General features: G+C 42.3%; 7 protein-coding genes and 1 pseudogene. All 8 read left to right on the top strand.

Translation table 11 applies throughout. The annotated features are described in order from the left end of the window. Positions 1 to 24 precede the first annotated feature (24 nt). The 8 genes and pseudogenes from BQ5364_RS15285 to ltrA all read left to right on the top strand — a co-directional run bounded on the left by BQ5364_RS15285 (position 25) and on the right by ltrA (position 20,784). On the top strand, positions 25 to 327 hold the full coding sequence (locus BQ5364_RS15285) for a DUF4315 family protein (protein WP_023922642.1): 303 nt from the start codon (positions 25 to 27) through the stop codon (positions 325 to 327). After that, positions 281 to 1,711 (top strand): CD1107 family mobile element protein, encoded by a 1,431-nt coding sequence (locus BQ5364_RS15280; RefSeq protein WP_331463041.1) that lies wholly within the window; start codon positions 281 to 283, stop codon positions 1,709 to 1,711. The genes BQ5364_RS15285 and BQ5364_RS15280 overlap by 47 nt, the downstream gene beginning before the upstream one ends. After that, a pseudogene (locus tag BQ5364_RS15275) lies at positions 1,712 to 3,784 on the top strand (DNA topoisomerase 3). 69 nt (positions 3,785 to 3,853) lie between these two features. After that, positions 3,854 to 10,147: a SpaA isopeptide-forming pilin-related protein gene (locus BQ5364_RS15270; RefSeq protein WP_071144607.1), complete on the top strand. Its 6,294-nt coding sequence runs from the start codon at positions 3,854 to 3,856 to the stop codon at positions 10,145 to 10,147. A gap of 82 nt (positions 10,148 to 10,229) precedes the next feature. Then, positions 10,230 to 10,370: a hypothetical protein gene (locus BQ5364_RS18110; protein ID WP_005344203.1), complete on the top strand. Its 141-nt coding sequence runs from the start codon at positions 10,230 to 10,232 to the stop codon at positions 10,368 to 10,370. 6 nt (positions 10,371 to 10,376) lie between these two features. Next, a complete protein-coding gene (locus BQ5364_RS15265; RefSeq protein WP_071144606.1) occupies positions 10,377 to 11,465 on the top strand; it encodes a DUF5688 family protein in 1,089 nt (362 codons plus the stop codon). A gap of 68 nt (positions 11,466 to 11,533) precedes the next feature. Then, positions 11,534 to 18,184: a helicase-like domain-containing protein gene (locus BQ5364_RS15260; RefSeq protein WP_071144605.1), complete on the top strand. Its 6,651-nt coding sequence runs from the start codon at positions 11,534 to 11,536 to the stop codon at positions 18,182 to 18,184. 686 nt (positions 18,185 to 18,870) lie between these two features. Further along, on the top strand, positions 18,871 to 20,784 hold the full coding sequence (gene ltrA, locus BQ5364_RS15255) for a group II intron reverse transcriptase/maturase (RefSeq protein WP_071144604.1): 1,914 nt from the start codon (positions 18,871 to 18,873) through the stop codon (positions 20,782 to 20,784). Positions 20,785 to 20,846 lie beyond the last annotated feature (62 nt).

Here is a 20,846-nt window from a genome sequence, read left to right as displayed (position 1 = left end):
ACAGCCGCCCGGAAAGGAGAAGAGATGAAAAGTCTTGAAAAAGCAACGGCAGATTATGAGAAAGCCAAGGAAAAAATGGAAGCATCTAAAGCCAGATATGAAGCAGATTTAAAGCGGTTCAAGGCTGCGGAGATTGCAAAAACAGAAGCAGAAAATCTGGAAATTGTAAGAATTATCCGTGCAATGGATATGAGTATTCCGGAATTGGAAGCTTTTAAAAAGAAAATGAAAAATGAGTTGCCCGGCAGGGTAGAAATACAGAAGGAGGAAATAAAAGCCGATGATGAATCTGGAAAAAATGAAACAGAAGAAGAGAACAAATACTAAAAGCAGGGTAAAAAAGAGTCTGCTTGCAGCAACGACATTTCTTTGCCTGACAACACCTTTGCTCCAGACACAGACTGCTTATGCAGCTGAGAATACCACGCCTGCAATCACGATTGAGAAACCGGATGGATGGAAACAGGGAGAAACAACCATTGCTGTTACGGTAGATGCCAGCCATATGCCGGAAGGTTTCTCAATAGCAAAGATTGAAGCAAAACCAGGAAAAGATGGAAGCTGGCAGGATGTAACTGGAAGCGGAAGTATCACGATCACAGGAAATCAGACAGTGTATGTGCGTGTGACAGATGGTGATGGAAAGGTGTATGAGCAGAATCGTTCTATTAAGTGTTATGACACGGAAAAGCCGACACTCTCTGCTTCCCTGACAGATGGTGTGCTGACGATTCAGGGGAATGATACAGTATCCGGGATTACTGCAGTAACAGTTAATGGCACCACTTATACAGATCTGAAGGATGGAATGCTGAGAGTGCAACTGACACAGAAAGATTTTACTACAAAACAGATTGAGATTACGGTAACAGACGGTGCCGGAAATACTTCTGAAAAGTATGTGTTGCAGAATCCTTATTATGAATGGGCAAAGAAGCAGGCAGAGAAACAGAAAACCTCCAGTGACAGCAATGGTGCAATGGCAACTACGACCAGTGCAGATGCAACGGGAACTGAAAAAACAACGACTTCTCCGCTTCCGCAGGATGCACAAGCTTCTGAGCCAACAGATGCAAAAGGAACTGTGGATGATCGGACAGTGACAGGTATTGAGGAACAGCTTAATAAAGAAGGCGAGACAGCAGATTCTGTTACTAAAACAGCTACGGAAGGCACAAAAGAGTTTTATACCATTTCAACTAAGAGTGGTAAGATTTTTTATCTGATCATCGACAATTCAAAATCTCAGGATAATGTGTATTTCCTTACAGAAGTCAGCGAGAAAGATCTGATGAACTTCACACTTTCTGATTCCGTGACACTTCCGGAAGTAGATACTGTTTATGCAGAACCAGAGAAACAGGCTGAAGAAGAAAAGCCGGAAACAACTGAGACAGCTGAGAAAGATAAGGTAGAGGATGAAATCCAGATGCCAGAAGATAAAAGTCCATTTGGAACGTATCTTCTGATTGCACTGGTTGCAGTAGGAGCTGCGGCAGGAGGATATTACTTCAAAGTCTATAAACCAAAGCATGAATATGATGACGAGGATGAGATGGAAGAGGATGAAGATGAATCCGAAGATTCAGAATCTGAAAAGCGGGAAGTAGACGATGCAGATGAGCAGGAAGAAAGTATAGAACCAGAAATCCTGAGAGACGAGGATTTTGATGATGCTGTGCTGGAAGATGAAGAAGAGGAGCAGGAGTAAATGAAATTAGTGATTGCAGAAAAGCCATCGGTTGCGATGGCACTGGCTTCCGTGATTGGAGCCATAACAAGAAAAGATGGCTACGTGGAAGGAAACGGTTATCTCGTTTCCTGGTGCGTAGGACATCTGGTTGGATTATGTGATGCATCAGAATACGATGAAAAATATAAAAAATGGAGATATGAAGATCTGCCGATTGTGCCGGAATGTTGGAAACACAGGGTATTGGAAGGCACGAAAAAGCAGTTTGGAATCTTGAAAAAACTGATGCGAGATTCCAAAGTAGATGAAGTAATCTGTGCTACAGATGCCGGGCGGGAAGGAGAACTAATCTTCCGTCTGGTGTATGAGCAGGCAGGATGCAAAAAGCCGATGAAGCGGCTCTGGATCTCTTCCATGGAGGAACAGGCAATTAAAGATGGATTTGCGTCATTAAAAGACGGTTCGTGTTATGACAGTCTCTATCAGTCAGCACTTTGCAGGGCAAAGGCAGACTGGCTGGTGGGAATCAATGCGAGCCGTCTTTTTTCCGTTCTGTATAACCAGAATCTGAAAGTTGGAAGAGTACAGACACCAACACTTGCCATGATCGTGGATCGAAATCAGAAGATCAAGGAATTTACCAAAGAAAAATATTATATGGCTCATATCAAGTTTGACTAGATGGATGCGGTCACAGAGCATTTTCAGAAAAAAGAAGATGCAGATAGAGTGGCTGCGGACTGTATGGAGCGTATGTGCGAAGTGGAAAAGGATGATGTGAAAGAAAAAACGGTCCGTCCTCCGAAGCTCTATGATTTGACCACTCTGCAGAGGGAAGCAAACAGAATGTTTGGTTATACCGCACAGCAGACATTGGATGCTGTGCAGGAGATGTATGAGCAGAAGCTTGTCACTTATCCGAGAACAGACAGCCAGTATCTGACAGATGAGATGGGAGAAAGTACAGAAACTCTGATTCAGATGTTATTTGGGAAAATGCCTTATGCTGAAGGTCTGGAATATCAACCGGACGTGAGTAAGGTATTAAATTCAAAGAAAGTATCCGATCACCATGCGATTATCCCAACCATGGAAGTAGCCAAAGCAGATATTGGTGAACTGAAAGAACGAAGCCGCAAGATTTTGTATTTGATCAGTGCCAGGGTTCTGACAGCAACTGCAGATCCTTATATTTATGAGAGTCATAAATGTCAGATTACCTGCAATTATCATACGTTTTATCTCAATGCAAAGAAAACAAAACAGGAAGGGTTCAAGACAATTGAGAAAAAACTGAAACAGTTCTTTGGAATCATTGCAGAAAAAGAAGAGCCGGAGTTGGATATCTGGGCAGGCAAGCATTATGGTCCCTGTGATTCTTTTGTATCGGAGCATTTTACACAGCCACCGAAACAGTACACAGAAGATACCCTGCTTTCTGCGATGGAACGTGCAGGGAATGAAGAGCTGACCGAAGATACAGAAAAGAAAGGACTTGGTACTCCTGCAACAAGGGCAGCAATCATTGAAAAACTGATTCAGTCTGGCTTTGTGAAAAGGGAAAAGAAAAATCTGGTGCCGACAGATGATGGAAATGTGCTGATTACGGTTCTACCGGATGAGATTAAATCTCCGAAGATGACCGCAGAGTGGGAAATGGCATTGAATCATATTGCCCAGAATACAGAGACAGCAGATGAATTCCTAAATGGGATTACAGAGCTGATGCAGGAACTGGTTGCCAGGTATCAGGGGATTTCAGAAGAGAAGAAAAATCAGTTTCAGGGAAAGGCAAAAGGAGAAGTCATTGGCAAATGTCCCCGCTGTGGAGCAGATGTCAGGGAAGGAAAAGTAAATTTTTACTGTTCTGACCGGAACTGTGCTTTTACCTTATGGAAAAATGATAAATTTCTTGCAAGCCAGGGGAAAAAGATGGATAAGGTGGCAGCAAAGAAGTTCCTGTCTAAAGGAAAAATCCATTATAAGGATCTGGTATCAAGAAAAACAGGGAGACAGTATGAAGCAACTGTGGAGATGGTCGATCCCGGAGAGGGAAATGTGCAGTTCAATCTGAGTTTCCCGCAACGATAAGCAGTGTATTGCAGGCAGTCTAAGGACTGTCTGTTTTAATACAAATATTATGAAAGAGAGGACCTTAGCATGAAGAAAAAAGGTAATTTTAGAAAAGTAGTATCTGGCTTGCTGGCAGGCATGACAATGCTTAGTACAGTGTTATCTCCGATGACTGCATATGCAGCGGAGATCCAGCCAGAGGAAAAACCTCCACTTTATGAGGAAGTGAAAGACCTTCTGGATGAAGATGAGGTGGTGACTGCCAAAGATTATGAAATCGAAACAGGCAGTGTATTTGATGTGAAATCAGACTACACAGGACTGGAAATCAAGGATGATAACAAGGTCAAAGTCACATTTGAGGAAGCAAAGAACGACAAGGATGAGGATTTTACGACAGATCATGCGGACACTTACAAAGCGGTCTATTATGTGGAACCGGTAAATCAGGAGCATCCGAAGTACCAGGTCAGCCGAAAACTGATTGTGCGTGAGAAAGAAACAGAAGTACAGACAAAGGTGGCAGGGAGTGAAGCAGTGACCGAATCCGAAACAGCTGGCAGTGAACAGCAGACAGAAGAAGCGGAGGATTCAGAAGCAGAATCGGAGATTACCGATATTGACGCTGATGAATTTGATGATTTGGTAGAGCAGGCACAGAACCAGGATACCTATGATGAAGAATCAGGGTTAGAGCTTCATGATGTTTTGGAACAGGCAGGAGACGAAGGTGTGGATCTTGATTCTATGGAAGAAGGAGAGATTGCAACATTTGAAGCAGTTTCGGCTTATTCAGAAAGAAGTACACAGCAGGTAACAATCGAAAAAGGACCTCTGTATAGATATGCAGATTATAATCTTGGAACCTATCTGACAGAGCCGTACTATATCAGCTACGGAAGTGTCAGAGCAACTGCGTATTGTGTACAGCCAGCAAAGCCAGGACCTGGATCCGGAAATTATACAATCACAAAGATTGGAGACAATCAGGCGTTAGCGAAAGTGTGTTATTACGGTACAGATGCCGCAGGAAGTGAAAGCTTTTTTGCGAATAAATACACGGATTTTTCAGAAGGAAAAAGATTCATCATCATTCATATGGCTGCATCATATGCCAACGGAAGTAGTGATGCATTTTACGGAACAAATGATACAGGAGAGACTTTGGCAAAAGAACTCTATAATTATTGTGTGAATAAGCCGGAAATACCAGATGTAGCGATGTCATTTTCCAAACCGAATGTAAAAGCTTATGTAGATGGTAATGTTCAGAGAACGGAGAATATCAAGTTCAACGCATCTTCCCAGCAGAAAATCACAATGGACTTACCAAAGGGAGTAAAGCTCCATAATGTATCTACTGGAAATGTAAGTGCGGCAGGTGCAAGCGTAACAATTGGAGGAGGAACCACGTTTTATCTCTCAGCTCCTCTGACACAGACAAGAGATGTAAGTGATACTTTTTCTGCAAAAATGAAGGGAAGTATTACAAAAGATTATTCCGCATATAAACTGACTACGAATGCAAGTGTTCAGGATCTGGCATTTGTATTTGGAGAAGGTGTTGCTGATGAGAAATATGTAAGCTTAAAGGTGTCCTGGATTGAACAGGCTACGATCGAAATCGTAAAGAAAGACGATACAGCGGACGTCAATCTTGCAGGTGCAGTATTCGGTGTATACAGCGATGAGGCTTGCACAAAGCTGATTACTCAGATGCCGGCAACAGATAAGAATGGAAAATCCTCTGTTACGATCATCAAGACACAGGATACCGTTTATCTGAAAGAGATCACAGCACCACAGGGATATGTAGTAAATGCAACGGCTACGAATGTAAAACTGGTAGCAAGTAAGACCTCAGCTGTAACCGTGGAAAATAAAGAACAGCTGGCAGAGCTTACCATTTACAAAGAAGGACAGGTTCTGACAGGAGCAGAGGTCAGTGAAAATGGAACAGTATTTCAGTATGAAAACCGCAGACAGAAAAATGCAGTATATAACGTGTATGCCGGGGCAGATATCGTAACAGCTTATGGCACAAAAGTGTACAGCAAAGGTGAACTTGTAAAAGAAAACCTGACAACAGGTGAGAATGGTTCTGTCACACTGAAAAACCTGCATCTTGGAAGCTATGTGGTGAAAGAAGCAAAAGCACCGGACAATTTCTATAACGGCAGCGAAGAAAAGCCAGTGACTCTGACTTATGCCGGACAGAATAAAGAAGTTGTATTTGCAGATGTGACTTTTACCAACGAAAGACAGAAAGCAGATGTTTCCGTAGTAAAACAGGATAAAGACACCAAGAAACCACTGAAAGGCGGTATTTTTGCTCTGTATGCATCCGATGATATCAGAAATGCAGACGGAAGCGTTGTTGTGAAAAAAGGAACGCTGATTGAGAAAGTAACTACTGGCGCAGACGGAACTGCAAAATTCACAGTAGACCTGCCAATCGGATATTCCTATTCTGTAAAAGAAAATCAGGCACCGGAAGGCTATGTAAGAAATACAGAAGATGTGTATACGTTCAAGTTTTCTTACACCAATGATAAAGAAGCAACCGTATCTTTTGCCCATACCTTCAGCAATGACCGTGTGACAGCAAAGATTAATCTTTATAAAGTGGATAAAGAGACAGGAAAAGCAGTACCGCAGGGAGATGCGACACTGAAAGGTGCAGTTTATGGACTGTATGCCCGTGAAGATATCGTGCACCCGGATGGAGCAACGGGAACTATTTATAAAGCAGGAGAGCAGGTAGCTTCTCTTACAATAGATGACAAAGGACAGGCTTCTGTAAATGGCTTATATCTTGGCAAATATTATGTCAAAGAGATTACTCCGCCGACCGGATACCTGGCAGATGCAGAAGAGCATGATCTTACGTGCAGTTATGAAGGAGATATGACAGCAGAAGTAAAAAGAGAGTGCACTTCCAGTGAGCAGGTCATCAAGCAGCCATTCCAGATCATCAAAGCAGCCAACAATGGGAAGACAGATGCAGATCTGTTATCCGGAGCTGGATTTACAGTTTATCTGAAATCTTCCCTTACAAAGAAAGCAGATGGAAGCTATGATTTTGATTCTGCCAAACCAGTAGTGAGTGGAGAAAATGGAGCAACGGAGATTTTCACAGATGAAAAAGGATATGCCTGCAGTATTCCATTACCATTTGGAAGCTATATCGTGCGTGAAACTACAACACCGCACAATTACAAGCCGGTCGATGATTTTGAAGTGAATATCACAGAGCATCATCCAAATGAGCCGCAGATCTGGCGAGTGCTTCTGGATGAAGAGTTTAAGGCAAAACTGAAAATCGTGAAAAAAGACGATGAAACAAAGAAATCCGTATTGATTGCCGGAACAGAATTTAAGGTATATGACCTGGACAACAAAAAGTATGTGGAACAGGTAACAACGTATCCTGTGACAACTACTCATAAGTCCTATTTTACGGACAGTCAGGGATATCTGATCATGCCGAAGAATCTAAAGATCGGACATTACCGGATTGAGGAAGTCAATGCACCGGAAGGGTACACAATCAACAAGAACTATGTAGAGATTGCAGTGGATGCAAACACAGCATACCAGATGGATTCTGAGAGCGGAGATGCCATTATTACGGTAGATTACGAGAACCATCCGGTAAAAGGAAAGTTGATGATCTATAAAAAAGGTGAGATGCTGACCGGATACAAGAAGGATTTTGTTTATGAAGAAAGATACCTGAAGGGTGCATCATTTAATGTCTATGCAGCTGAAAATATCTATACACCGGATTATCAGAAAGATGAAAACGGAAACAGACAGCTGATCTATGCAAAAGATGCACTGGTAACAACGGTAACGACTGGAGAAGACGGAAAAGCAGTTGCTGATAACCTGCCACTTGGTTCTTACTATGTAGTAGAAAAGACTGCACCGGAAGGATTTGTCCTGAACCATGACAGATCAGATGTCGCATTTGTCTATGCAGATCAGGATACACCTGTGATCGAACAGGAAGTGACTGTTGGCGATGACCGACAGAAAGTTGCAATCCAGGTAGAAAAACAGGATGCAGAGAATGGTGCAACCGTAGCAGGGGCTGTCTTTGGTATCTATAACAAAGAGGATATCAAGGCAGATGGAAAAGTGATTGTGAAAGCAGATACACTCTTACAGAAAATGACTTCTGATAATGATGGTCTTGCAGCATGTACGCTGGATCTGCCACTTGGACAGTATTATGTGAAAGAGTTAAAAGCACCGGTGGGATTTGTATCCTCTGATGAAATTCTGAATCTGGATGCTTCTTACCAGGGACAGGATGTGAAGACAGTAAAACTGAAAACAGTGAAAAAGAACCAGCCGACAACAGTAGAAATCACGAAATCTGATGTAACAACAGGTGTGGAACTGGATGGGGCAAAACTCACCGTTCTTGATAAAGAAGGAAATGTTGTGGATCAGTGGACTTCTGTAAAAGATCAGCCACATGTGATCAAACGACTGACAGTTGGTGAGGAATACACCATTCGTGAGGAAATGGCACCTTATGGTTATCTGAAAGCAACGGATGTGAAGTTCACGCTGGAAGATACCGCAGAGATTCAGAAAGTAGAGATGAAAGATGAAGTTCCGACAGGACTTCTGATCATCAACAAAAATGGAGAGTTTTTGGATAAAGTGACACTTCTGGACAATGTAAAAGGTACTGTGGAGCATCTCTTTGAATATGTAACCGGAAGTCTTACAGATGTAACTTTCGATGTATTTGCTGCGGAAGATATCAAAGCGGCAGATGGTGTCAGTGAAGATTATTTCAAAGCAGATGAAAAAGTAGGAACCATTACTACGGATTCCAATGGTATTGCACAGATGGGAGATCTACCGGCTGGCAAGTACTATGTGAAGGAAGTAAAAACAGCCCATGGTTATGTGCTGGATAAAGAGCCGAGATATGTTGACCTTTCCTACCGTGATCAGGACACACCAGTCATTACTTATGATGAGAAATGGCAGAATGCCCGTCAGAAAGTAAAGGTTACGGTTCTGAAGAAAGAAAAAGATACAGAGCGTGTCCTTGCAGGTGGCGTCTTCGGTCTTTATACCAGTGAAGATATCAAAAATGCAAAGGGCGAGGTACTTCTTGAGAAAGACAGTCTGATCGAGCAGCGAGTAACAGATGAAAAAGGACAGATCACTTTTACGGCAGATCTTCCGGTGGACGGAAAATACTATGTGAAAGAAATCTTTGCGCCGGACGGATTTGTTACAACAGAAGAAGTACAGGAATTTACCTTTGAATATGCCGGAGAAGATCAGGCAGAAGTAAGCTACGACTTTACTTTTGAAAATCAGCCAACCACAGTGGAGCTGTCCAAAACAGACCTGACAACAGGTAAAGAACTTCCAGGTGCACACCTGAAAGTAACGGATTCAGATGGCAATACAGTAGATGAATGGACTTCTACGGAAGAATCCCATGTGATCAAAGAACTGGTTGTTGGTAAGGAATACACCATGACAGAGACAAAACCGGCTGATGGATATGTCACTGCAGAAAGTATTACCTTTACAGTAGAGAATACAGCAGAAATTCAGAAAGTAGAGATGAAAGATGATGTGACAAAAGTAGAGATCAGTAAGACTGATATCACAGGAGAAACTGAGATTCCAGGTGCGAAACTGACGATTCTCGATAAGGATGATCAGGTAGTAGAGAGCTGGACTTCTACAGAGGAAGCACACTATATCGAAAAACTTCCAATCGGTAAATATACCTTACGTGAAGAGCAGGCACCGAAAGGATATCTTCTGACAGCCGATGTGACATTTGAGGTGAAAGATACCGGAGAAATCCAGAAAGTGGCTATGAAAGATGATACTGCCAAGGGAAAAGTGATTCTCAATAAGACAGATAAATCATCAGGAGAACCGCTGAAAGGGGTAGAATTTGAACTCCGTGACAGCAAAGGAAAGGTTCTGGAAACCTTAAAGACAGACGCTGCCGGTCATGCAGAAAGTAAGCTGTATGAGATTGCCACATTTAAGAACGGCAAATATGATACAGCAATCAAGTATTATCTGGTGGAAACAAAAACACTGGATGGATACACACTGGATCAGACCAAGCATGAAGTGACATTTGCTTATGCGAATGACAGTACGCCGGTCGTGGAAGTCACTTTCAATCTGACAAATGAGAAACCGGAAGTTCCAGAAACACCGAACACACCGGATACACCACAGTCCCATGAAGAGACAAAAGTATCAAATGCACCAAAAACAGGTGACAGCACGAATATTTGGCTGCCGATTCTGCTTCTGGTAATCTCCACAGGAGGTATGGCAGGACTTTATATCTGCAGAAAAAGGAAAAACAAATAAGGAAATCAACGGTTATGATTGGGAGCTTCTATGTGAGGCTCCCTTTTTCATACAAAAAAATCACAGAAAGGAACAGAAAACTATGATGAAAGCAATGGAAAAAAGACAGGAAGCACGAAAAAACCAGGAGAAAACTTTAAAGAGAATGATGGCTTATCAGAAGAAAGCCGAGCAGATGGTCAGCAGAAAAAGAATGAACCATCACATGATCAGAAAGGGGTAAAAGCGTATGATGAACAGAAAAGAATTTTATGAATATGTCAAAGACAATGTAAAGGAGTATCTGCCAGAGTCTTATAAGGACGCAGAAATTAAACTGCAGGAAGTAGAAAAAAACAACGGGTTGAAGTTGACAGGTATTACGATTCCAAACGGAGATCAGAGAATCGTACCGACAGTCTATCTGGATTCCCTCTACCAGGAATATATCCATGGAAAAGATGTAGACTCTTGTGTTGGGGATGTGGCTGATATGCGTATTGAGGCACAGGGAAAAGCGGAATTTCTTGATATGGGAGTTCCAGATATTTTGGATTATGAAAAGATGAAAAATAAGTTACAGGTAAGAATTTGTGACAAAGAATGGAATACCGATCGTCTGGCAGATAAAGTAGTCACAGAACACGGAGATTTTGCAGCTTATTATGCAGTAAATCTGGAGGAAAATGGAGAAGGGATCAGCAGTATTCCGGTAACTGTTTCTCTGATGAACGAGTGGGGAGTATCTGCCGAACAGATTCAAGCGGATGCGATGGTGGCAGACCGAAAACGTGGTGTCACACTTATGGATATGAATGAGATTATCAAATCTATGATTTTTGGTGAAGAACCAGAAAACCTGCTGAATGAAAAAATGGATATGGAAGCCATGGAAAACCCAATGTTCTGTCTGACAAACAAAGCTAAGATGAATGGAGCTTCCCTGTTACTGCAGGAAGATATTCGTAAACAGATTGGGGAATGCCTGGGAAGTGATTTCTTTGTTATTCCATCTTCCGTTCATGAAGTGATGATTCTCCCTGATAACGGAATTTTTCAGGTTCCAGAATTAAATGCGATGGTACAGGAAGTCAATGAGACAAAGGTGGAGAGACAGGAGCAGCTTTCCGATAAAGTTCAGTTTTGTGATGGGAAAACGGCAGTTATGGAAAATGCTGAGCGCAGGGAAGCTCGTTTGGAGAAAGAAAAGGCAGCCGAGAAAGCGGAAGTAAAAGGTGGAATCCATGGAAGAATGGAGAAAGCTAAGGCAGAAATCAAGGCAAAAGAGGCAGACAAAGTGCCAAAGAATAAGTCAAAAAATCTTGCCGCAGCATTATAAAGAGAAACAACGATGATTTTAAGGGGACTGTGCTAAGCAGTCCCTGATTTTATGAAAAGGAGTAGCACATGGCAAATAAATTATATGCAATGGAACAGCTGACGGAAGAGGTGGCAAAAGATGTAGCTGCCAGTCCGCAGGAATGGATGCGGTTCCTAAACACGGCATCCAGACTGTACAAATACACTTTTCCAGAACAGCTTTTAATTTATGCACAGCGACCGGAAGCAACTGCCGTAGCATCCATGGAAATCTGGAATCAGAAGATGTACCGCTGGATCAAAAAGGGATCTAAGGGGATTGCCTTGATTGACAATACTTCCGGACCGAAAACGAAACTTCGGTATGTATTTGATGTGCAGGACACTTATAAAGTGCGGAATCTTGGAAAGGATCCTCAGTTATGGAATCTTCCGGTGGAAGGAGAACAGCTGGTGGCAGATTATCTGCAGGAGCAGTTATCACTGGAAGATACAGAAGGAGGACTTGCTGAAAGTCTGTATCAGGCAGCGAAGGAGAGTATGCAAGAATGGCTTCCAGATGCATTGGAAGAACTGAGACTGGACGTAACAGGGACATTTCTGGAAGAACTGGACGAACAGAATCAGGAAGTCGAATTTCGGGAACTGATGACCAATAGTGTCTGGTATGTATTACTAAACCGGTGTGGACTGGATGCACAGGAATATCTGGATGCAGAGGATTTTCGGCATATTACGGACTTTAATCAGCTGATAGTATTAGGACATCTGGGAAGTGCAGTCAATGAGATCAGCAGACCAGTCCTGATGCAGATTGGACGATATGTGCTGAATAATCTGGAAAATGACCTGAAAACGGTTGCAAAAGAAAAAGAAGTAGTCTATAATAAATTTAACGCATTAATGCGTGAAAGTAATACAGATAACACAGAAGATAGAGAAGAAAAAAAGGAGGAAACAGACTATGAGAGAGATCAGTTACAGCCAGAACGGAGAGTATCAGATTCCAGATATCAGCCTGGAAGAGACGAGAGGAACCATCGGCAAGTACGGAATGATGCGGAAAGAGTATCTGAGAAATCACAAGGTAGCCAGGTTCAACATTCTGACACTGCAGAACCGTCTGGACAGTCATCTGATGGAGATCGACAGCCAGGCAAGACAGAGAGTAGACGACCTGATGAACGAACTTCTGGAGAAAGATCCGGCACCGGACAAAATGGCAGACGGGATGGCATGGACCAGACACATGAACCAGATCAAGGCACAGGCAGAGGAGCTGGTGATTCAGGAGATTATTTACAGTTAAGCCTGTTCCCAACAGAAGAGGAACAGTTAGGAGAAATAAGGAAAGCGGCAGCTGCATTAGAACAGCCAGCCGCTTTTCTTATTTCGGATGAAGTGGTAGACGATATTCTCAGAACAGGAAGCGGACAGAAAAATACACTGTTTCACATTACTGCAAGATTGATCGAAGGTCTGGATAATGAAGAAAAGCAAAGCTTCCTGAAAGATGAATATGGTACTGGAGGAAAAGGATTTACCATAGATGGTCAGAAAATCAGTATCTGGTACGACAACGATGGTATTCGTATCCGGAGAGGTGACTCTGCAAGAAGAAACTTTGACCGTATCGTTACGTGGGAAGAAGCTGCTGACAGGATCCAGGATATGTATGAGGAGGGAAATTACGTTGATAATCTTATCTCCAATAATGCTATCGAGCAGGAACAGAAAGAAATGACAGATCTTCTGGCACTCCATTTCCGTGATACGAGCAGAAACAGAGAAGAGCAGTTGTCTTATTCTGACTGGCGGGACGTGGTGGGGGCGGCTTGGACAGAACCGGAGGAAGCAGCTGCGACAGCCTATCGTTTTGAATGGCTTCAGGAAGATATGGAAAAGAATCCAGAAGATTATCATCGCTGGGAAATACAGCACAATCCAGTGTATTTTCAGCGCTTTCGTGACCTCCAGAGAGATTTTTCCTGGGTGGATCAGCAATTCAAGGTAGAGCGGCCGGCGCTATCCTTTATCACACAGGATGAAATAGATGCAGTGTTAAGAAGAGGCGGCATTACTGCCGGAGGACGTAACCGGATTTATGAATATTTCATGGAGCACCATGATATGAAAGATGCAGCTGAATTCCTGAAAAATGAGTATGGAACAGGTGGTTCTTCACCCGGAATACCAGGAGCAGATGCTTCCGACGCATCCCATGATGCAAAAGGATTAAAACTTGCAAAAGGGAAAATTGGCAGTCCAGAGGTAGAAGTTTTATTAAAGTGGAACAAAGTTGCAGAACGTGTTCGTCAGTTAATCCGCACAGATGATTATTTGTCACCGGAAGAAATGGAAAAGTACGAAGAGCGTCAGGAAGCACAAAGATTGGCAGATTTGGAAGCGGCACAGCAGATGTTAGGAGAACAGCTGGAGCAGGATGCTTTGACCGCTGAAGATATAATGGATTTGCAATTAGTTGATTCAGAATATATGTCCGGTACCAGAACAACAATCCATGATTTTGATTGCAAAGTTAAGGGAGAAGAGAATCGACTTCAATACACATTAGAATATCATGATGATGGAGAAGGTTTCACGATTCATACGGAAAAAGATGATATTTGGAATCGAATGTCAACACAAGAATTGGAACGTCTGGATGTAAAACTCGGACAAGAAGTACTTTATTATCATTATCACAACAAAACTGTAAATGCGGATACCTTAGATGAATTACGTGAAATCAGGGAAGAAATTATGGAGGAAGAGTCCTCGTATTTTACTGCTATTTCTCAACGTGTGTGGACAGATTATGATAAAAAAGAAAAAGAATTATCTGGAGAAGTTGAGGTATCGGAAGAAAAAGAATCTTTGGAAGAGATTAACGGAATAGCAGAACCGATTCCAGCAACGAACTTCCGTATCACAGATGATGAACTTGGACAGGGAACACCGAAGGAGAAATTCCGAGCAAATATCATGGCTATCCAGTTGTTAAAGAAATGTGAGGATGAGAACCGCAATGCAACACCGGAAGAACAGGAAATCTTATCCAGGTACGTTGGCTGGGGAGGTCTTGCAGATGCATTTGATGAGACAAAAGCTGCATGGGAGACAGAATATTTGGAATTAAAGACGGTTCTTACACCAGAGGAATATGCTGCAGCCAGAGCTTCCACCTTAAATGCTCATTATACACAGCCGATTGTGATTGAAAGTATGTATCAGGTGTTGGAGAATCTGGGATTTACAAAAGGAAATATCCTGGAGCCGTCTATGGGAGTCGGGAACTTCTTTGGAATGCTTCCAGAGAATCTAAATCAGTCCAAACTTTATGGTGTGGAACTGGACAGTATCAGCGGTAGAATTGCAAAGCTGCTCTATACAGATGCCAATATTCAGATCAAAGGTTTTGAGAAGACAGATTATCCTAATGATTTTTTTGATGTGGCGATTGGAAATGTGCCATTTGGTGCATACAAGGTCAATGACCGTCAGTATGATCGCTACAATTTCATGATCCATGATTACTTTCTCGCCAAGACTATAGATCAGTTACGTCCAGGTGGTGTGGCGGCACTGATCACAACAAAGGGAACTATGGATAAGGCGTCACCGGAAGTCCGGAAATATCTGGCAGAGCGGGCAGATCTGTTGGGAGCAATCCGACTGCCGAACACAGCTTTTAAGGCAAATGCGGGAACAGAAGTCAGTGCTGATATCTTGTTTTTCCAAAAGAGGGAAAGCCTTACGAAAGAAATGCCGGAATGGATAAATCTGGATAGTGATGTCAATGGCATTACAGTCAATCAGTATTTTGTTCAGCATCCGGAAATGATTCTGGGTGAGATGAAAGAAGTGTCCGGTCCGTATGGTATGGAAACAACCTGTGCTCCAATGGAAGGAGCTGATCTGGAATTACAGTTACAAGAAGCTGTAAAACACATCAAGGGAAGTATGGCACCGGCAGTAGATGTGGAGACAGAACTGGATGAGATGCCAGAGAGTATTCCAGCAGATCCAAATGTGCGAAATTACAGTTATACGGTGGTAGATGATCAGGTATATTACCGTGTCAACTCTTTGATGAATCAGGTGAAGATGCCTGCCGCTACTGCAGAACGTGTAAAAGGGATGGTTGCAATCCGTGATACTGTCCGAGAGCTGATCGCTATGCAGATGGAGGAAAACGTCACAGATGAAGAAATCCAGAAACAGCAGGAAAAACTGAATCAGGTATATGATACCTACACGGCAAAGTATGGAGTCATTGGAAGTAATGCCAACAAACGGGCGTTTTCTGATGACTCTTCTTATTGTCTGCTGTGTTCTCTGGAAGACTTGAATGAAGATGGAACATTGAAGCGGAAAGCGGACATGTTCACCAAACGAACCATAAAAAAGGCGGTAGCTGTGACAAGTGTGGAGACTGCCACAGAAGCACTGGCATTGTCTCTTAACGAAAGGGCGAAGGTAGACCTCCCTTATATGGTACAGCTGACCGGAAAGACCGAAGAGAAAATTACAGAAGAGCTGGTTGGAGTTATCTTCAAAAATCCACTGACAGACCAGTGGGAAAGCGGAGATGAATATCTCTCCGGAAATGTTAGGGATAAATTAAATACTGCGAGAACTTTTGCAGAGAATCATCCGGAATTCACATCGAATGTGCGTGCACTAGAGGCAGTTCAGCCGAGAGATCTGGAAGCATCGGAGATTGAAGTGCGTATTGGAGCTACCTGGATTGAACCTTCGGATTATCAGGATTTTATGCAAGAAACATTGCATACACCATGGTATTTGCTTCAGAAAGAAATACAGGTGAAATTCTCTGAGGTAAATGGTGAGTGGAGGATTACAGGAAAGAATGCCGACAGTCCCAAAAATGCGTTTGCCTATGCAACGTATGGAACTGAGAGAGCAAATGCCTATAAGATTCTGGAAGATACCCTGAACCTGAAAGATGTACGCATCTATGATAAGAGTGTCAATGAAAATGGTGATGAGATCCGTGTCCTCAATAAGAAAGAAACCATGCTGGCATCACAGAAGCAGGATGCCATGAAAGCAGCATTTAAAGACTGGATTTTTAAAGATCAGCAGAGGCGTGAACGACTGGTAAAGGTGTACAATGAACGATTTAACAGCATCCGTCCCCGTGAATACGATGGCAGTCATTTAACTTTCCCAGGAATGAACCCGGAAATTGAACTTCGCCCACATCAGAAAAACGCTGTCGCACACCAGCTTTATGGTGATAATGTGCTTCTGGCACACGTAGTAGGAGCTGGGAAGACCTACGAAATGGTAGCGGCGGCAATGGAGAGTAAACGCCTGGGATTATCTCAGAAAAACCTCTTTGTCGTTCCAAACCATTTGACAGAGCAGTGGGGAGCTGAGTTCCTGCAGTTATATCCGGGTGCCAATATCCTGGTGGCAACGAAGAAAGATTTTGAACCGGCAAATCGAAAGAAGTTCTGTGCCAGAATCGCTATGGGAAATTATGATGCTATTATCATTGGACATTCCCAGTTTGAGCGTATTCCAATCTCTGATGAACGTCAGGAAGCCATGTTGCGGAAGCAGATTGATGATCTGGAAATGGCAATTCAGAGTGCAAGGTATGAACAGGATGGCGGGCGTTATACCGTCAAACAGATTGAAAAGACCAGAAAGACACTGCAGACAAGGCTGGAAAAACTGAATCAGAAAGAGAAAAAAGATCAGGTAGTTACGTTTGAAGAACTGGGAGTGGATCACTTGTATGTAGATGAAGCACACAGCTATAAAAATGCGTTTCTTTATACAAAAATGAGAAATGTAGCCGGGATTGCACAGAACGAAGCACAGAAGTCGGCAGATATGTTCAATAAATGTCAGTATCTGGATGAGATTACCGGAGGAAAAGGCATTACCTTTGCTACGGGCACACCGATCAGCAACAGCATGACGGAATTATATGTTATGCAGCGGTATCTGCAGAACAGCAAATTACAAAATATGGGACTTGGATTGTTTGATTCGTGGGCCTCTACTTTTGGAGAAGTTGTAACGAGTATCGAGCTTGCACCCGAAGGAACAGGATATCGTGCAAAGTCCAGATTTGCACGGTTTTTTAATATTCCGGAACTGATGAATATGTTCAAGGAGATTGCAGATATCAAGACTTCCGATCAATTAAAGCTTCCAGTGCCGGAAGCGGAATATGAAACAGTGGTGCTGAAACCAACGGAACAGCAGAAAGAAATCGTAGAAAGCCTTGGAGAACGTGCAGAAGTTGTCAGAAACGGAGGGGTAGATGCCTCGGTCGATAATATGCTGAAAATTACCAATGACGGAAGGAAGTTAGCACTGGATCAGCGTTTAGTGAACGAATTGTTGCCGGATAATCCGGAAAGCAAAATAGCAGTCTGTGCAGAGAAAAGCTATAAAATCTGGAAAGATACAGCAGCACAGAAATCAGCACAGTTGATTTTCTGTGATTTGAGCACACCAAAAGGTGATGGCAGTTTCAATGTTTATGATGACTTGAAGCAAAAACTGATGGAGAAAGGTGTACCGGAAAAAGAGATTGCTTTTATTCATGATGCAAATACAGAAGCAAAAAAGACGGAGCTGTTTGGAAAAGTGAAATCCGGGCAGGTTCGTTTTTTGATTGGCTCAACAGCAAAAATGGGTGCGGGAACCAATGTGCGTGCGACTTGTTGTCGTACAAACTCTAATGTGGGATAAATCCTGTATTAGAACTAAAATCGACGGCTGAATCTATTCAGCTAACTGATATTCCGAGGAGTGGAATGATGGGGTAACGCCCTGAAACGCTCCCCTTGATACTACGACGTGCAAAGGCGGTGTAAAACGCTGTATGTGCGAAGCTCGTTGAAGTCGGCAGAGAGGCACCGAAACATTAAGTTGTCGAAAGCTGTCCAGAGGTGGATGGTGTGTCCTATATGCCGGAGGTCTATAAACTGCCTATGGTGAGGATAGCTGGTAAAACAGCAGACGAACAGCCGAGTGTACGAGTCTAAAGCGTGATATGGCAGAAATGTCATAACCGTAAATCTACGGGGTATGTGAGGTAAAGTAAAAATGGACGTTATGAAATACCTTACAGTGTTACAGGCACTGGCAAGCATACAGGCTTATAGGCTACACCTAAGGGCGGCATGAACAGATAGGAATATCGGAACAAGGGAAGGTCAGAACACGGAGTGTTTACACGCAATGAAGTGTTAGCAGGGAAAGCGATTGACATTAGTATAACCTGCTTTTATCTGACTGAAAGTGGAGCCACAGTACCAATGAAGCGGTGATAATAAGCCGTGGAGGGATAGGCTCCAGTCAATCAGTAAGAATCGAAATTTAATTCGTAATGAATCAAAGGTTCGAGTAAGACTAAGAAAGGCGGACAGCCGACTTTGGCAGTGCCGAAGAAAGTGCTGAAACGTCAGACTCTAAGAAACATTGAGTATTATGGATTGCAGGAGATATTTGACGAACTATACCAGAAAAGTTTAGAAAACAGGAAATTTAGAAACCTGATGGAATTGATTTTGATGGAAGAAAATATCAAACTCGCCTATCGAAACATGAAAAAAAATGATGGAAGTACCACGCCGGGGGTTGACGGAAAAACGATAGAGCATTTAGCAAAAATGACTGAAAAAGAGGTCATCGAACTTGTCCGTAACAAACTGGAATGGTACACGCCGAAAGCCATCAGACGAGTGGAGATTGACAAAGGTAATGGAAAGAAAAGGCCACTTGGGATTGCCTCGATTGAAGACAGGCTGATACAGCAATGTATTCTGCAAGTGTTAGAGCCGATATGTGAAGCAAAATTTCACGATAGAAGCAATGGATTCCGCCCAAATAGAGGTGTGGAAAATGCACTTGCACAGGCAGAGAAACTTATACAGAGCAACAAACTGTATATCGTGGTGGATATTGACATTAAAGGATTTTTCGATAATGTCAGCCACGGAAAACTATTAAAACAGTTGTGGACGATAGGAATACAGGATAAAAAGCTCATTAGTATTATTTCAGCCATGTTAAAAGGAGAAATTGCAGAAATCGGTTTTCCAGAGAAAGGCACAGCTCAAGGGTCGATTATCTCACCATTGTTATCGAATGTGGTGTTGAATGAACTTGACTGGTGGATTGCCAGCCAGTGGGAATTTATGCCTACAAGACACGTCTATAAAGAAGCAATAAAGGCGAATGGAACTCAATCGAAATCAAAGAAGTACAGGGCTTTGCGGAACAGCACATTAAAAGAGTGCTTCATCGTAAGGTACGCTGATGATTTTAAAATCTTTTGCAGGAAACACAAAGATGCGGTTGTAATGTTTGAAGCCACAAAACAATGGCTCAAAACAAGGCTAGGACTGGATATTAGTCCAGAAAAATCAAAAATTGTCAATCTAAAACACAGTTATTCGGAATTTTTAGGATTTAGGATAAAAGTGCATAAGAAAGGCAAGGACACAAAATGTAAACCGCCAGTCGATAAGTATGTAGTAAAATCACATATCTCAGAAAAGGCTTTGAAGAAAATAAAAACCAACGCAAAAGAGAGAATCATAGCAATACAGAAAACGAATGGAAGCAGAGCCGGTGAGTATGCAATTCGGGATTATAATAGCTTTGTCATGGGAATGCAGAATTATTACAGCATGGCAACGTGCGTAAATCCAGATATACAGACTTTAGCCTATGAAATCAAGACAAGCATAAAAATCAGATTAAATACAAGAGTGAAACGCAGAACTAACGAAGCATTAACACCATATCTTTCAGAAAGATATGGAAAAAGTAAAGAACTGCGATTTATAAACGGTGTGCCATTAGTCCCAATAGGATATGTGCAACATCGTGTTCCGCTCCACAAAAAGGCTGTAGTAAATAAATATACAGCTGAGGGAAGAAAAGAAATACACAAACAATTAGAAACTGTAGATATAGAGAGGGTGCATGAACTTATGAGAAACCCTATCAGTAATGAAACTGTAGAATTTAATGATAACTGCGTTTCGCTGTTTGTGGCACAAAGAGGAAAATGTGCAATTTGCAAGCTGCCTCTAACTTCGGAAAATATGCGGTGTGTCCGTAAAATACCAAAATCTTGTGGCGGTGATGATAAATATAATAATCTGATTATTGTGCATAAAGAGATGGAAAGGCTGATAAAAAGTCAGGACAACAAAGAAATCAAGCGTATTCTAAACAAATACAAACTGGAAAGTAATCAAAGACGGAAAGTAAATACCATAAGAAAAAATGCAGGATTAGAGGAAATAGACGTAAAAGCACTTGATAAGGAACTGTAAGTTACGATGTTAAAAAGTAGAAGTTACTGATGATGGAACGCCGGATGAGGGGAAACTCTCAC

This window comes from Coprococcus phoceensis (assembly GCF_900104635.1).
In the GTDB taxonomy this organism is placed as follows: Bacteria; Bacillota; Clostridia; order Lachnospirales; family Lachnospiraceae; genus Faecalimonas; species Faecalimonas phoceensis.
The sequence above is the reverse complement of the archived record's forward strand: the minus strand, read 5'-3'. Positions and strand labels throughout refer to the sequence as shown.

Coding starts and splice junctions, on each gene's coding strand:
- BQ5364_RS15285 (WP_023922642.1), top strand. CDS start 25: ATGAAAAGTCTTGAAAAAGCAACGGCAGATTATGAGAAAGCCAAGGAA.
- BQ5364_RS15280 (WP_331463041.1), top strand. CDS start 281: ATGATGAATCTGGAAAAAATGAAACAGAAGAAGAGAACAAATACTAAA.
- BQ5364_RS15270 (WP_071144607.1), top strand. CDS start 3,854: ATGAAGAAAAAAGGTAATTTTAGAAAAGTAGTATCTGGCTTGCTGGCA.
- BQ5364_RS18110 (WP_005344203.1), top strand. CDS start 10,230: ATGATGAAAGCAATGGAAAAAAGACAGGAAGCACGAAAAAACCAGGAG.
- BQ5364_RS15265 (WP_071144606.1), top strand. CDS start 10,377: ATGATGAACAGAAAAGAATTTTATGAATATGTCAAAGACAATGTAAAG.
- BQ5364_RS15260 (WP_071144605.1), top strand. CDS start 11,534: ATGGCAAATAAATTATATGCAATGGAACAGCTGACGGAAGAGGTGGCA.